Origin of the sequence: Streptomyces auratus (assembly GCF_050433025.1) — a bacterium.
GTDB classification, from domain to species: Bacteria; Actinomycetota; Actinomycetes; order Streptomycetales; family Streptomycetaceae; genus Streptomyces; species Streptomyces sioyaensis.
The window spans coordinates 477,240-491,049 of the sequence record NZ_JBNGCB010000003.1; the positions used below are offsets into that span (position 1 = coordinate 477,240).

The window sequence follows — 13,810 nt, forward strand, 5'->3', positions numbered from 1 at the left end:
CTCAGGGATGGTGCGACTCCCCGGCCGCCCGGGTGGCGGACGTCAGGGCTCCGGGAAGCGTACGGAAGACGTCGGTCAGGGCGGCCAGGGCGGCGCCGATGCGCCAGGCGCCGCGGTCCCGGGGGCCGACCGCGTTGGAGATCGTACGGATCTCCAGCACCGGTACCCCGTGCGCGGCGGCCGCCTCGGCGACCCCGAACCCCTCCATCGCCTCGGCCAGCACACCCGGGTGACGCTCCGCCAGCTCGGCGGTACGGGCCGCGCTGCCGGTGACCGTCGAGACGGTGACGACGGGGCCGCTGGCCGCACCGGCCGCCGCGGCGGCGGCCTTCACCAGCGCCTCGTCGGGACGGTGCAGCACCCTGCCGAAGCCGAGTTCGGTGACCGGGGCGAAGCCGTCGGGGGTCTCGGCGCCCAGGTCGGCCGCGACGATCGCGTCCGCGACCACCACCGACCCCACGGGCGCGCCGGAGGGGGCTCCCGCCGGTCGAGCATCGCCGGGACCGGGCGGGAAACCGCCGCCGATACCGGCCGAGACGACCAGGTCGTACGGCGCTCCGGTGAGCGCGGCGGCGGTCAGCGCGGTGGCCGTCCCGGCGGCCGCGGCGGCCGGGCCGACACCGGCGGCCAGCACATCGAGCGCCACCGGCGGGCCGGGCACCCGCCGCAGCGGGTATCCGCCCGGCAGCGTCGCCTCGTCGCAGGCCTCCGCCGCGGCACACACCGCGTCGCGTTCGGCGGCCACCGCCGTGACGACCAGGACCCGCATCAGACGGCCCTCCGGCTCAGTTCTCCTGCTTCAGCGTGAAGTGCCACATGGCCTTGGGGCCGTCGCCCGCGTTCAGCTCCGCGACCTGGAGCGTCACGTCCTTGCTGTACGTGGTCTGCCCGGTCTGCGGGTTCTGCTGCATGAAGAGCGTGTCCGCGTCGAAGCTGCGGTACGTCTGCTTGCTGGGCTCGCGCATGACGGGGCCGGCGCCGATGACGATCCAGCCGGACTTGGCGATCTGCGGGTCGACGCCGACGCGCACCTTCTCACCGGGGTGCACGGTGATCGTCTTCTCGCCCTTCTTGGTCAGGCAGGCGGAGATGGCCTTCTTGGAGAGGACCTTGCCGTCTCCGTTGCAGCCGGGGGTGGCTTCGGCCTGCACCGTCGTCGACCCGACGGTCACGGTCGAGAGCGCGGTCGGCTTCTCGCAGGCGGAGAGGGTGATGACACCCAGGGACACGGCACCGATGGCGGCAGCGGCACGGCGGCCCTTGCCCCAGGAGATCAACGCAGCGGTCATACGGGCAGGCTATCGGGCGCCCCGGCACACGCCACGCCCGGGTACGGCGTGCCGCGTGCCCGCGGGAAGTCAGGCCACCCGGGGGGTCGGCGTACTGCCGCGCCGGGCCGCGCTCAGCAGTCCCCGTACGGCCAGGGCCACCCCCAGCATCACCAGCCCCGCGGCCACCGCCATCCCCACCGTGCCGATCAGCGGCAGCGAGATCCCGATCGCCCCGCCCACCACCCACGACATCTGCAGCGCCGTCTCGGACCGGGCGAACGCCGAGGTCCGCACCTCCTCCGGCACATCGCGCTGGATCATCGCGTCCAGCGACAGCTTCGCCAGCGCCTGGCACAGCCCCGCGGCGGCCGCCGCAGTGGTGACCACGACCACCGCCACCACCTGGTAGAACACCGCCGCCAGCACCGTCGCGCAGAGCGCCAGCCCCAGCATCGCCGCGATGATCGCCTCCGGCCCGCGGGCCTTCAGCCAGGCACCGACCGCCGTCCCCAGCGCATTGCCGGTACCGGCCGCCACCGCCACCAGACCGAGCGAGGCCGCCGCCCCCAGCCCGCCCAGCGGATGCTCCCGCAACAGGAAGGCCAGGAAGAACGTCAGGAAACCGGAGAGCGCCCGCAGACAGGCATTGGCCTGCAGCCCGTGCAGCACCGACGGCCCGACGGTGCGCAGCCCGGGCTTCCGCCCGCCGCCCGCCGCGGCCCGCGCCGATGCCTCCCGGGACGTCAGCCGGGCCCGGCCCTCGCCCTTCGCCGAGTCGACCTTGTGCGGCAGCGAGAACGACAGGAACGTACCGGCGGCAAACACGACGAACGCCCCGTACAGCGGCCAGGCCGGCCCGAGCAGATGCAGCCCGGCACCTGTCGGCGCCGCCACCCCGGTCGCCAGCAACCCCGCCAGCGTCACCCGCGAATTGGCCTTGACCAGCGAAATCCGTGGCGGCAGCAGCCGCGGCACCACCGCACTGCGAATCACGCCGTACGCCTTCGACGACACCAGCACCCCCAGCGCCGCCGGATACAGCTGCAGACCGCCGGTCGCCACCGCGCCCGACATCGTCAGCGCCAGCAGCGCCCGCGCCAGCATCGAGCCCGCCATCGCCGCCCGCCGGCCGTGCGGCACCCGGTCCAGCAGCGGCCCGATCACCGGCGCGAGCAGCGCGAACGGGGCCATGGTCACCGCCAGATACAGCGCCACTCGGCCCCGCGCCTCGTTCGTCGGCACCGAGAAGAACACCGTCGAGGCCAGCGCGACCGTGATCATCATGTCGCCGGCGGAGTTCACCGCATGCAGCTCGATCAGCTTGCCCAGACCCGATTCGCCCGCGCCGTGTGCATGCGTGGCGCGCCGCAGGCCGCGCGCCGCGCCCGTGAACGGACGGTGCAGTGCCCGGCCCAGAGCCCGTCCGGCGCGGCGTGCCCGGCTGCCCCCGTATCCGCTCCGCGTCGAGGCGCGCGACCCCCCGGACGGCGTTCGTGCTGACTTCCGTGAGGCCCTCGACACCTTCGGCACCCTGGCGGCGGTCACCCGGCCATAGTGCCCCAACTCGCCCACGAGGGGGCACTTTCTCGGTACGGCCGCGCGGGGCGCACCGGCTCGTGATCGTCGCCGCGGACATTTGCCACTCCCGCCGAGGGGTCGTACACCGCTGAAGGGGTAGCGTGTGTAGCGCGCCACCGGCGGTCGTTTTTGGCCGCGTGCCTCCTCGCGATCCCGCAGAATGGGATGTGAGAGGTGCGCTCGACCGAAACGACCGGGCGCGGACGTCGACGCGGTCCCCAGGTCCGCTCCGCCCGCCCCGGTACCGCCGGTCGTCCGGACAGGACAAGGACAGCTCCGGCTGGCGCGCTCGTGAGACTGGCGTAGAAGAGAGAATCGATTCTTGTGAGTGCTGCGATGCGAAGCCGTACCCCCGACCGCCTGTGCGCCGAGGCGGTCGACCTTGCACGGGCGGCAGCGGAGGAAGCCGCGCTGCCCGGAATGGTCGGCGAGCACATCGATGCCGTCGCCGACGGAGACCGCGTCGTCACCCACCTCTTCGTCTGCAACGAGCCGGGCTACCGCGGCTGGCGCTGGGGCGTGACGGTCGCCCGGGCCTCCCGCGCCAAGATCGTCACGCTCGACGAGACGGTCCTGCTGCCCGGCCCCGACGCGCTGCTCGCGCCGGAGTGGGTGCCGTGGAGCGAGCGGCTGCGCCCCGGCGACATGGGCCCCGGCGACCTGCTGCCCACCGAGGCCGACGACCTGCGGCTGGAGGCCGGCTTCTCCGGTGACGACGTCCCGCCGCCGAACTCCGCCGTCGCGGAGGGCATGGCCGCCGAGGTCGCGGACACCGAGGAGGCCACCGTCCTGCCCGGCTCGCCCGCGATCCAGCCCGCCCCCGACCGCGGCGGCATCGCGGCCGTCGCCGAGGAACTGGGCATGCGCCGCGCCCGGGTCCTGTCCCGCTACGGCCTGCACATCGCCGCCGACCGCTGGGAAGAGGCCTACGGCGCCAAGACCCCCATGGCCCAGGCGGCCCCCGCCACCTGCATGACCTGCGGTTTCCTCACCCCGCTCACCGGCTCCCTGCGCCAGGCCTTCGGCGTCTGCGCCAATGAGTTCGCCCCCGCCGACGGCCGGGTCGTCTCCCTCGCGTACGGCTGCGGGGCGCACTCCGAGGCCGCCGTCATGCCGAAGCCGCCGCGGCCGGCGGCGCCGGTGGTGGACGAGACGGTGGTCGAGCCGTTGGCGTTGCGTCCCGAGCGGGACGGTGGCTCGGTGGAGGAGACGGGGCCGGCGGAGGAACTCGGCCACAGCTAAGCCTGGCGGCCCGGCGTACGTTTTCGGCTGCGGCGCCGTGTCTCGTCTGTTGTTTTCGCCTTCGGCGGGGTGTCCCGCCGGGCCTCGTCGGTTGTTTTCGCCTTCGGCGGGGTGTCCCGCCGGGCCTCGTCGGTTGTTTTCGCCTTCGGCGGGGCGGGGGTTTGGGCGGGGGCCGCTGGGTGTGGGTGGTGGGTGGCGGTGGTGGGCCTCCGGGGCCTGTGTTGTGGACTGCTTCGCTTTACGTCCACAACACAGGCCCCTCCGGCCCACCACCTCCCGCTCGGGAGGCGACCGCCCGCCCGGTGGGGGATCTGTGAAAAACCAGAAGCCCAGCCGCGTCGCACTCCGGCCGAGCTTCGGGTCTTTGTCTTTGTTTTTCTTCTGCACCCCCACCGGGGTGGGGCCCCATCGCTACGGGAGGGGGCAGGGGCGGAGGGGTGTGTTGTCGGACGTAAAGCGAAGCAGTCCGACAACACACCCCGGAGCCCCTGCCCCGCCACCCACCACCCACGGACCGGGGCCCCACCCCACAAACCCACCCCGCTCCTGCCGAAGGCGGGCAGCAAACCACAGAAGAGACACGGCGCGGAACCCGGCAACGTGGGGCGATACCGTCGGGTCACCGACACGCCACGGACACACATAGGGAGACGGACAGTGACAGCTACGTCCTGGGTGCGAGGCGCAGCCGGAGACCCGTTCGGGACGGGCCGGCTCCGGCGTGGGGTGCTGGATGCCTGGGCCGCGTCGCCCGCCCGGTTCCGGGAGGATGCCAACGCCGAGGAGGACCTCGCCCTCGGCGGCTACCGCGACCGGCTCGTCGTGGAGCTGGCGCAGAACGCGGCGGACGCGGCGGCCCGGGCCGGTGTCCCCGGCCGGCTCCGGCTGACCCTGCACGCGGCCGACCGCGACGCGCCCGCCGTGCTCGTCTCGTCCAACACCGGTGCCCCGCTGGACGCGACCGGCGTCGAGTCGCTGTCGACGCTGCGGGCCTCCGCGAAGCGGGAGCCCAGTGTGGCGGCCGGGGCGGTCGGCCGGTTCGGTGTGGGCTTCGCCGCGGTGCTGTCCGTGAGTGACGAGCCGGCGCTGGTGGGCCGCACCGGAGGCGTGCGCTGGTCGCTGGCCGAGGCCCGGGCGATGGCGGAAGAGGTGGCGGCGCACAGCCCCGGCCTGGGCGGGGAACTGCGCCGCCGGGACGGGCACGTCCCGCTGCTGCGGCTGCCGCTGCCCGCGGAGGGCGGGGCGCCCGAGGGGTACGACACCGCCGTCGTGCTGCCGCTGCGGGACGTCGCGGCGCAGGATCTCGCCGAGCGGCTGCTGGCGGGGATCGATGCGGCGCTGCTGCTGACGTTGCCGGGGCTGGCGGAGGTCGTCGTCGAGACCCCCGAGGGCGTACGGGAGTTGCGGCGCCGGCAGGACGGTCCGTACGTCCTGATCGAGGACAGCGAGCGGGGTGCCACCCGGTGGCGGGTGGCGAGCGACGGTGGTCCGCTGGACCCGGCGCTGCTGGCGGACCGGCCGGTCGAGGAGCGGCTGCGGCCGGTCTGGTCGGTGACCTGGGCGGTGCCGGTGGACGACGCGGGCGCACCGGCCCGGCCGGGGACGGCGCCGGTCGTCCATGCGCCGACGCCGACGGATGAGCCGCTGGGCCTGCCCGCGCTGCTGATCGCCTCGTTCCCGCTGGAGCCGACCCGGCGGCATGTCGCCCCGGGCCCGCTCGCGGACTTCCTGGTGGGCCGGGCGGCCGCGGCCTACGCGTCGCTGCTGGGCGAGTGGCAGCCGGTGTCGGTCGGCACCCTCGACCTGGTGCCGGGGCCGCTGGGCAAGGGCGGTCTGGACGGTGAGCTGCGCCGCCAGGTGCTGGAGCTGCTGCCGCGGGTGCGGTTCCTGCCGAGCGCGGGCGCGCCGCGCGACGGCGAGCGGGCCGAACCCGAGGTGCCGGCGGCGGGCGAGTGGGACGAGGGCGACGGCGGCGTGGACCGCTATGTGCTGCGGCCGGTGGACGCCGAGCTGGTGGAGGGCGCGGGCGCGGCGACGGTCGGGGTGCTGGCCGAGCTGTTCCCGAGCCTGTTGCCGGCCGGCCTCGAACGCCGCCCGGAGCTGCGGGCGTTGGGCGTGGCCCGGGTGCCGCTCGGTGAGATGGTCGACCGGCTGGCGGGCGTCGAACGGTCGCCCGGCTGGTGGTGGCGGCTCTACGACGCGCTGGCCGGCACCGACCCGGACCGGCTCAGCGGGCTGCCGGTGCCGCTCGCGGGCACCGCGGGCCAGGGCCCCGGCGGGGCGAAGGGCACCGTACGGACCACGATCGGGCCGCGCCAGGTGCTGCTGCCGCAGCCCGCCGCCGGCCCCGAGGAGGACGCCGCGGCACGGCACCGCACCCTGGCCCGGCTGGGGCTGAAGGTCGCCCACCCCGACGCGGTGCACCCGCTGCTGGAGAAGCTGGGCGCCACCCCGGCCGCCCCGCGCGCCGTGCTGACCACGCCCCAGGTGCGGGCGGCCGTGGCCAACTCGCTGGACGCGGACGAGGACGCGTACGACGTCTTCGCCGACGAGCCGGGCGGGGCCCCGCTGGGCGCCGAGGAGCTGGCCGAGACGGTGCTCGGCCTGGTCCGGGACGCCAACCTCGCGCCGGGCGACGAGCCCTGGCTGGGAGCGCTCGCGCTGCCCGACGAGGACGGTGAGCTGGCGCCCGCCGGCGAACTGGTGTACCCGGGAAGCGACTTCGAGCGGGTCATCAGGGAAGACGAACTCGCCGCCTGTGACGGTGAGTTGGCCGACCGGTGGGGCGAGCAGCCGCTGACGGCCGTGGGCGTCATGGCCGCCTTCGCGCTCGTCCGGGCCACCGATGTCGTACTCGACCCGGACGAAATGGAGCCGCGGGACGGGGACTTCGCCGAGCCGGACGACGTCGGCCTGCTGGACGCGGTGGACGTGTGGTGCGAGGACATCCTCGACGCGCTGCCGGAGACCCCCGTACCGCCGGTGGTGACCGAACTCGTCGCGGTCCGCGACCTCGACCTGGTCCACGACGACGCCTGGCCCCAGGTGCTGGCGATGCTGTCCCAGCCGCCGCTGCGCGACGCCCTGACCGCGCCCGTCCGGGTCCTGCTCCCCGACGGCACCACCGAGTCCGTCCGCCCGTACACCGCCTGGTGGCTGCGCGGGCACCCGGTGCTCGACGGGCGCCGGCCCGCCGGTCTGCGGTCCGCCGGCGGTGACCCGCTGCTGGCCGGGCTGTACGAGTCCGCGGACGCGGGGGAGGTCGATGCGCAGGTCCTGCGGGCGCTCGGCGTCCGCACCTCGGTCTCCGCGCTCCTGGACGAGCCGGGCGGCGCGGCGGAGCTGCTCTCCCGGCTCGCCGACCCGGACCTGCCCGTCGGCGCCGCCCAACTGCACGCCCTCTACGGCATGCTGGCCGGCCTGGACCCAGATCAGGTGACCCTGCCCGACGAGCTGCGCGCCCTGGTCGACCGCGAGATCCGGGTGGTGGACGCGGCCGATGCGGTGGTCGCCGACGCACCGGACCTGATGCCGCTGGCCTCTGACCTGGCCCTGCTGCCGGTGCGCCCGGGCCGCGCCGCCGCGCTGGCGGAGCTGCTCCAGGTACCCCGGCTGAGCGAGGCGCTCGCCGTCGGCGTGCGCTCCGAGGGCGTACGCCACGAGGTCCCGGAGGCCGTGCGGGTCCTGCTCGGCGCCACCACCCCCGAGGCATACGTGGAGCACGAGGAACTACTCGTCGACGGCCCCGACGGCACCACCGAACTGGACTGGCGCCGGACCCCGGACGGCACCGTGCACGCCGCGACCCTGGAGGGCGTGGCAGCGGGCCTGGCCTGGGCCGCCGGCCAGTGGCCACGCCGCTTCGAGGTCGCGGCCCTGCTGGAGGACCCGGACCGGGGGGAGGAACTGGCGCGGGCGCGCTGGTTCGACTGACGGAGCGGCGTCGGTCCCGTCGCGGAGGCGCGACGGGACCGACCCTGCGTCACGCGTGGTGCCGCGGGAGCCTCAGGCGCCGAACTCGCCGCCCTTGAGGGCGGCGACGAAGCTGGACCAGCCTGCCTGGGAGAACACACAGACAGGTCCGTGCGGATTCTTGGCGTCGCGCACCGGTGCGGCACCGGGGTAGCCGTCGGCCACCTCGATGCATTCGGCTACCTGGCCGTTGCTGTGGCTTTTGGACTTGTGCCAGTGGGTCAGGGAGGACGCGTCGGGAATCGTCGTCGTCATGCTCGTACTCTCTCGGGTAACTGCGCATCAGGTGGCCCCGACGACACCACCGAGTTGGAATGGCCCGGTCGCCGGTCGCCGGTCGCCGGTCGCCGGTCGCCGGTTGCCGGTTGCCGGTTGCCGGTTGCCGGTCCGCGGTCCCCCCGGGCCCCCGGTCCCCGGACCGCGGCGGCTGCACCGGCCCCCGACCGCACACCGTGGCGCCGCACGCCAGGGCAGGGAGATGATGCCGCCCATGCCCCTCGCGATCACGCCCGCCCTCCCCGCCGGATCCCTCTCGGCCGCCCCTCAGCCTTCTCTCCCTTCCCCCGGCGGCGAGTTGCTGTTGCGCCCCTGGGAGACGGCCGACGCCCCCGTCCTGCAAGCCGCCTACCAGGACGAGGGGATCCGGCGCTGGCACATGCGCCATGTGACGTCCCCGGCCGAAGCGCAGGAGTGGATCGCGGCCGCCCATCGTTCCTGGCGGCAGGAGCGGGACGCCCAGTGGGCCATCACCCGGGCCGACAGCGGCGAGATCCTCGGCCGGGCGGGCCTGCGCCGGATGGATCTGGACCACGGCGAAGCCGAGTGCGCCTACTGGGTCCTGCCGCACGCCCGTGGCACCGGCGTCGCCCCGCGCGCCCTCGCCACGCTGGCCGCCTGGGCGCTGGACGAGGCCGGCTTCCACCGCCTCGAACTCGCCCACTCGACCGCCAACGAGCCCTCCTGCCGCGTCGCCGCCAAGTCCGGCTTCCTCCTGGAGGGCACCCGCCGCAGCGCCCACCTGCAACAGGACGGCTGGCATGACATGCACCTCCATGCCCGGGTCGAGGGCGACGCTTGACCTGGCGCGGTCGGTCCCCGTCGCGACGGTGCGGTGGGGGCCGATTTTTGCGTCGTGCGTGGCGCTGTGCCTCAGATGCGGCTGTGGCGACGCGTTACGACAAGAGGGCCTACATCTTCCATGGACTGTGACCGTCGCCGCGATCCGGCTGTGGCTTCGCCCCTGACCCGCCGGACACCCCCTAGTCCGCCGCCCCCGGGGCCGTCCGCAGCGGCACCTCGCGGATCAGCCAGGCGGCCGCGAGGGCGACGGCACACAGCGCGGCCGTGCCGATCATGACGCTGTGCAGTCCGCCGGTGACCCCGGCACGGAAGGCGTCCCGCACCCCGTCGGGCAGCCCGAGCAGCACCGCGGGGGTCACTTCGTGGCCGCCGGCGAGCCGCTCCCCGTCCCGGCCGAGCCGGTCCGTGAGGGTGGCGGCCATGCGGCCGGTGTAGACGGAGCCGAGCACGGCGACGCCGAGCGAGCCACCGATGGTCCGTAGCAGCGTGGTGGTGCCGCTGGCCGCGCCCATGTCGCGGGGCTCCGCGCTGTTCATGGTGATGAGCATCGCGGGCTGCATCAGACAGCCGAGGCCCAGGCCGAGGACGAGCGTCAGCGCGGAGGCCACCGCCGTGGCGGTGTCCGCGCCGACCATGAGCAGGGCCAGGGCGCCCGCCGTGGCGACCGCGCCGCCCGCGACGGGGTACCCGCGGTACCCGCCGCCGTTGGCCACCGCCCGCCCGATGAACAGCTGCGCGCCCATCATGCCGAGCATCAGTGGGAGCAGCAGCAGCCCACTTTCCGTCGACGACATGCCCCGTACGAACTGCATGTACTGCGGCAGATAGCTCGCCGCGGCCAGCATCGCCGCGCCCACCAGGAAGCTCAGCACCTGGGCGAGCGTGAAGTTGCGGTCGCGGAACAGGCGCGGCGGGATGATGGGTTCGGGTGCTCGTCGCTCCACGTGGACGAACCAGCCGAGGGCGCCCACCGAGAGTGCGGCGAGCCCCGCGATCTGCGGTGAGATCCAGTCGTACGCCGTGCCGGCCCAGGTCCCGATCAGGGTGAGCGCCAGAACGCCCGCCGTGAGGAGTGCGGCGCCCACGAAGTCGATGCGGGCCGGGCCGCGCTCGCCGCGCAGTCGGATGCAGAGCCCGACGATCAGGAGTGCGGCGGCGCCGACGGGCACGTTGGCGTAGAAGACCCAGCGCCAGTCCAGCCGGTCGGTGAGGAAGCCGCCGAGCAGTGGGCCGCCGATCATGGCGACCGGCAGCAGTACGCCGATCATCGACTGGGAGCGTCCCGCCTGCGCGGGCGGCAGGAGCGTCCCGAGGAGGGAGAGCGCACCCACGAAGAGGCCGCCCGCGCCGAGCCCCTGGAGTGCCCGGAAAGCGATCAACTGCCCCATGTCCTGGGCGAGTCCGCAGAGCACCGACCCGACGAGGAAGACCGCGATCGAGGTCAGGTAGCTGCCCTTGCGGCCGTACAGGTCGCCGACCTTTCCCCAGATCGGGGTGGAGACGGCGGTGGTGAGCAGATAGGCAGTCACCACCCAGGAGAAGTGGTCCAGGCCGCCCAGGTCGCCGACGATCGTGGGCAGGGCGGTACCGACGATCGTGCCGTCGAGTGTCGCCAGGATGATGCCGAGCAGCAGTCCCAGGATGGCGAGGCGCGACGGTGGCGCCATGGCCGGCGCCGCGGTCGGCGGCTGGTCGGCACCGGGCTCCGCCGTCTTGGGCGCGGCTTCTCCCCTGCGCTGATTCATGGTTTCCCCCAGTGTTGTTGACGCAGCATCAGGCGGTATAGGGGCGGGCGTTCCTGGCGTCCCGCAGTGCCTGGGCCCACCAGGCGAGTTGGTCGAGCATCGTCTTGGCCGCGGCGTCGCTCTGCGTGTCCTTCATCGCGTACTCCTCGTCGAACAGGCCCCAGGCGTGGTGCAGGCTGACCGTGTTGCGGATGGTGGTCGCATGCAACTCCGCCATGACGAGCCGGAGTTGCTCGACCGCGCGCAGGCCGCCCGAGATGCCGCCGTAGGAGACGAAGCCGATCGGCTTGGCGTGCCACTGCTCGTTGTGCCAGTCGATGGCGTTCTTCAGGGACGCCGGGAAGCTGTGGTTGTACTCCGGCGTGACGAACACGAACGCGTCGGCGGCCGCCAGGCGCGGTGAGACCTCGGCGAGGGCCTCTTCGGTGCCGGGCGCGGGCGGCTGACCGAAGGCCGGGAAGACGGTGGGCAGCGGTGTCTCGGCCAGGTCGACGACGTCGATGCTCATGTCGTCGCGCTGGTCGAGGTGGCTCTTGATCCACCGTGTGACGACCGGTGCGAAGCGGCCCTCCCGGGTGCTGCCGACGACGACCGCCACGCGGAGCTGCTGCGGCTGCTCGCTCATGGGAAATCCCCCTGATGTGTACGACGTATTGGGATGCGTACAACGTACACGTCACTGTGTACGCCGTCTACTGGCGATACGCTGTACACGGACGGTCGGCCGGAGAGGAGCCCACTCGTGGCAGCCCAGAAGAAGAGCAGAGATGCGGATGCGCCCGTGCTGTGGGAGCGCATGGAGCGCCCCGCCGCCGCGCCTCGCGCCTCACTGACGCCGCAGAAGATCGCCGCTGTGGCGGTGCAGGTCGCCGACGCCGAGGGCTTCGCCGCCGTCACCATGCGCCGCCTCGCCACCGAGCTGGGCGTCGCACCCATGGCCGCGTACCGCCATGTCTCGGGCAAGGACGACCTGTGGGCGCTGATGGTCGACCAGGTCACGGCCGAACTCGCCGTACCCGACGAGGTGACCGGCTGGCGCGACATCCTGCGCGCCTACGCACTGGCCAGTCGCGACATGATGCTGCGGCATCCCTGGCTGGCCCAGCTGCCCACACCGCACTTCGTGCTGACGCCGAACCGGATGGCGGTCGCGGAACGCCAGCTTGCCGCGCTCGACGGCCACGGCATGGACACCGACTCGATGATGGCCGCCTTCCGCGCGGTCAACGCCTATGTGCACGGCGCGGCACAGTCCGAGGTGGCGCTACGCCAGTACATGGAGGACAACGGCTGGGCCAGCGGCGACGAGACCCGCCGCGCGCTCGCACCCCAGATGACCTATCTGATGGAGACCGGCCGCTACCCGACCTACCGGCGCTACGCCCTCGGGGCCGGGCGCAAAGACGACGCGGCCTGGCAGTTCGAGACGGGACTCGACTACGTACTCGACGGCATCGCGGTCAGGATCGACAGCTAGGGTCTGTCCCATCGGACACCCCCTAGCGGCGGTCCGGGCGATCACGTGTCCCGCTGGGCTGCTTCGTCTCGTTTTGCTGATCCCGCCCGTTGCCCGGACCAGCGATCCGAGCCGATGTCGTCACGTGATCGGCTGAGTGGTTCCTCGGTCTACGCCCTGTGCGCGAGGAGCTGGATTTCCTGGAACTGCCGCCGGTCGGTGGGCTTCGGCTCGATCACCAGGCGGGCCGACTCTGCCAGTCCGTGATCGCGCAGGAGCTCGGAGAGGCGGTCGGGGCACCAGCGGTAGGCCGTCACCACCGTGTGGTCGTAGGCCTGCGTCTCGTGGTGGGGACCGTCGGTGGCAGGGAATTCGATCAACAGGGGCCCGCCGGGAGCCAGGACCCGGGCGATCTCGGCGAAGACGGCGGGCAGGTCCTGCGGCGGGGTGTGGATGACGGACCACCGCGAGAGCACCCCGCCGAGCGCGCCGTCCTCGATGTCCAGCGCGGCCATCGAGCCGACCTCGAACCGCAGCCCGGGGTGGGCTTCGCGGGCGAGCCCGACCATCACAGGGGAGGCGTCGACGCCGAAGGCGTTCAGGCCCAGCCCGTGGAGGTGAGCTGTCAGCTGGCCCGGTCCGCAGCCCAGGTCCGCGACCCCGCCGTCGCCGTTCGCCCGCACCAGCTCCGCGAAGGCACTCAGCAGGGCGCGCTCCAAAGGACGGTCGCCCAAGGGGTCGTGGAACATCTGCGCGTAGGTGGGGGCGATGGCGTCGTAGGCCTCGCGGGTGGCGTGCACGGTGTCGAGTTCGGTCACCCGGAGACCGTAGTGGGAGGGGAGGGCCTGCGTTTCAAGAACGGTGGACCGAGCAGCTCTCGGACCCGGCGGCGCGGGGTCAGTTCGAGCGGAACCGCTTGACGAGGCTCCAGATGACGACGAGGGCGGAGAGGGCGAGGAGGGGCCACACCCACCAGTCGACGGCGCCGTCACCGGTGCCGCCGCTGTAGTGGTGGTAGTGGTGATGCGAGCGGGCCAGCACCCTGTAGGCCAGGTCCCCCGAGTGGAATGTCATGGGGCCGGAGTGTAGTGGGCAGGCCGGAGGTCGGGCCGTCGCGGTCCGCCGTCAGCGGGAGCCGAACTTCCGCTTGGCGAAGACCCAGATGAAGGCGATGACGGCGCCGACCACGATCATCCACCAGCCGCCGAAGCTGACGCCGGGGGTGTGGTGGCCGGTCGAGTAGTGGCTGACATGGCTGGTGGATTTGTGGGTGGTGGAGTGGTGGTGCGAGCGCGCCAGCAGTTCGTACGCGTGGTCCCCCGGATGGAATGTCATGCACACGGACTCTAGGGGAGACGGGCGGGCGAGGGCATGCCGGGCCCCCTCAGCCCGGGAACCGTCGCCCCACGCTCAGCCCGGGAACCATCGCCCTCAGGCCGGGAATTCGTCGCGCCACCCTCAGGCCG

At 73.5% G+C, this 13,810-nt stretch carries 13 protein-coding genes; 4 read left to right on the forward strand and 9 right to left on the reverse strand.

The genetic code is table 11. The features are described from left to right. Window position 1: 1 nt before the first annotated feature. The 3 genes from BKA18_RS21750 to BKA18_RS21760 form a co-directional block, all read right to left on the reverse strand. Window positions 2–769, reverse strand: a complete 768-nt coding sequence (locus BKA18_RS21750; RefSeq protein WP_366047650.1) for a futalosine hydrolase — start codon at window positions 767–769, stop codon at window positions 2–4. A 16-nt stretch (window positions 770–785) separates the two neighbouring features. Next, window positions 786–1,289 (reverse strand): hypothetical protein, encoded by a 504-nt coding sequence (locus BKA18_RS21755; RefSeq protein ID WP_093484647.1) that lies wholly within the window; start codon window positions 1,287–1,289, stop codon window positions 786–788. A gap of 69 nt (window positions 1,290–1,358) precedes the next feature. After that, window positions 1,359–2,792 carry an MFS transporter gene (locus tag BKA18_RS21760; RefSeq protein WP_429638501.1) on the reverse strand — a complete coding sequence of 478 codons (1,434 nt, stop codon included), beginning with the start codon at window positions 2,790–2,792 and terminating at the stop codon, window positions 1,359–1,361. 393 nt (window positions 2,793–3,185) lie between these two features. Between BKA18_RS21760 and BKA18_RS21765 the strand changes: the two genes are divergently transcribed. Beyond that, window positions 3,186–4,091, forward strand: coding sequence for a DUF3027 domain-containing protein (locus BKA18_RS21765; RefSeq protein ID WP_366047651.1), 906 nt, complete (start codon window positions 3,186–3,188; stop codon window positions 4,089–4,091). A gap of 726 nt (window positions 4,092–4,817) precedes the next feature. Further along, entirely contained in the window at window positions 4,818–8,024 is a 3,207-nt protein-coding gene (locus BKA18_RS21770) for a sacsin N-terminal ATP-binding-like domain-containing protein (RefSeq protein ID WP_429638759.1), read from the forward strand. A gap of 72 nt (window positions 8,025–8,096) precedes the next feature. On the opposite strand, the gene BKA18_RS21775 is transcribed toward BKA18_RS21770, so the two are convergent. Further along, window positions 8,097–8,318, reverse strand: coding sequence for a DUF397 domain-containing protein (locus BKA18_RS21775; RefSeq protein WP_366048564.1), 222 nt, complete (start codon window positions 8,316–8,318; stop codon window positions 8,097–8,099). 235 nt (window positions 8,319–8,553) lie between these two features. On the opposite strand from BKA18_RS21775, the gene BKA18_RS21780 reads away from it, so the two are divergent. After that, window positions 8,554–9,141 carry a GNAT family N-acetyltransferase gene (locus tag BKA18_RS21780; protein ID WP_366048563.1) on the forward strand — a complete coding sequence of 196 codons (588 nt, stop codon included), beginning with the start codon at window positions 8,554–8,556 and terminating at the stop codon, window positions 9,139–9,141. Between the two features lie 181 nt (window positions 9,142–9,322). On the opposite strand, the gene BKA18_RS21785 is transcribed toward BKA18_RS21780, so the two are convergent. Next, entirely contained in the window at window positions 9,323–10,888 is a 1,566-nt protein-coding gene (locus BKA18_RS21785) for a DHA2 family efflux MFS transporter permease subunit (RefSeq protein WP_366048561.1), read from the reverse strand. Window positions 10,889–10,916: 28 nt separating this feature from the next. Continuing rightward, on the reverse strand, window positions 10,917–11,513 hold the full coding sequence (locus BKA18_RS21790) for an NADPH-dependent FMN reductase (RefSeq protein ID WP_366048560.1): 597 nt from the start codon (window positions 11,511–11,513) through the stop codon (window positions 10,917–10,919). 117 nt (window positions 11,514–11,630) lie between these two features. Between BKA18_RS21790 and BKA18_RS21795 the strand changes: the two genes are divergently transcribed. Further along, window positions 11,631–12,365, forward strand: a complete 735-nt coding sequence (locus BKA18_RS21795; RefSeq protein ID WP_366048559.1) for a TetR/AcrR family transcriptional regulator — start codon at window positions 11,631–11,633, stop codon at window positions 12,363–12,365. 149 nt (window positions 12,366–12,514) lie between these two features. Here the strand turns inward: BKA18_RS21795 and BKA18_RS21800 are convergent, their stop codons facing one another. The 3 genes from BKA18_RS21800 to BKA18_RS21810 form a co-directional block, all read right to left on the reverse strand. Continuing rightward, entirely contained in the window at window positions 12,515–13,162 is a 648-nt protein-coding gene (locus tag BKA18_RS21800; protein WP_366048558.1) for a class I SAM-dependent DNA methyltransferase, read from the reverse strand. A 79-nt stretch (window positions 13,163–13,241) separates the two neighbouring features. After that, complete coding sequence (locus BKA18_RS21805) at window positions 13,242–13,418, reverse strand: hypothetical protein (protein ID WP_366048557.1); 177 nt, start codon at window positions 13,416–13,418, stop codon at window positions 13,242–13,244. Window positions 13,419–13,469: 51 nt separating this feature from the next. After that, complete coding sequence (locus BKA18_RS21810) at window positions 13,470–13,679, reverse strand: hypothetical protein (protein ID WP_366048556.1); 210 nt, start codon at window positions 13,677–13,679, stop codon at window positions 13,470–13,472. Window positions 13,680–13,810 lie beyond the last annotated feature (131 nt).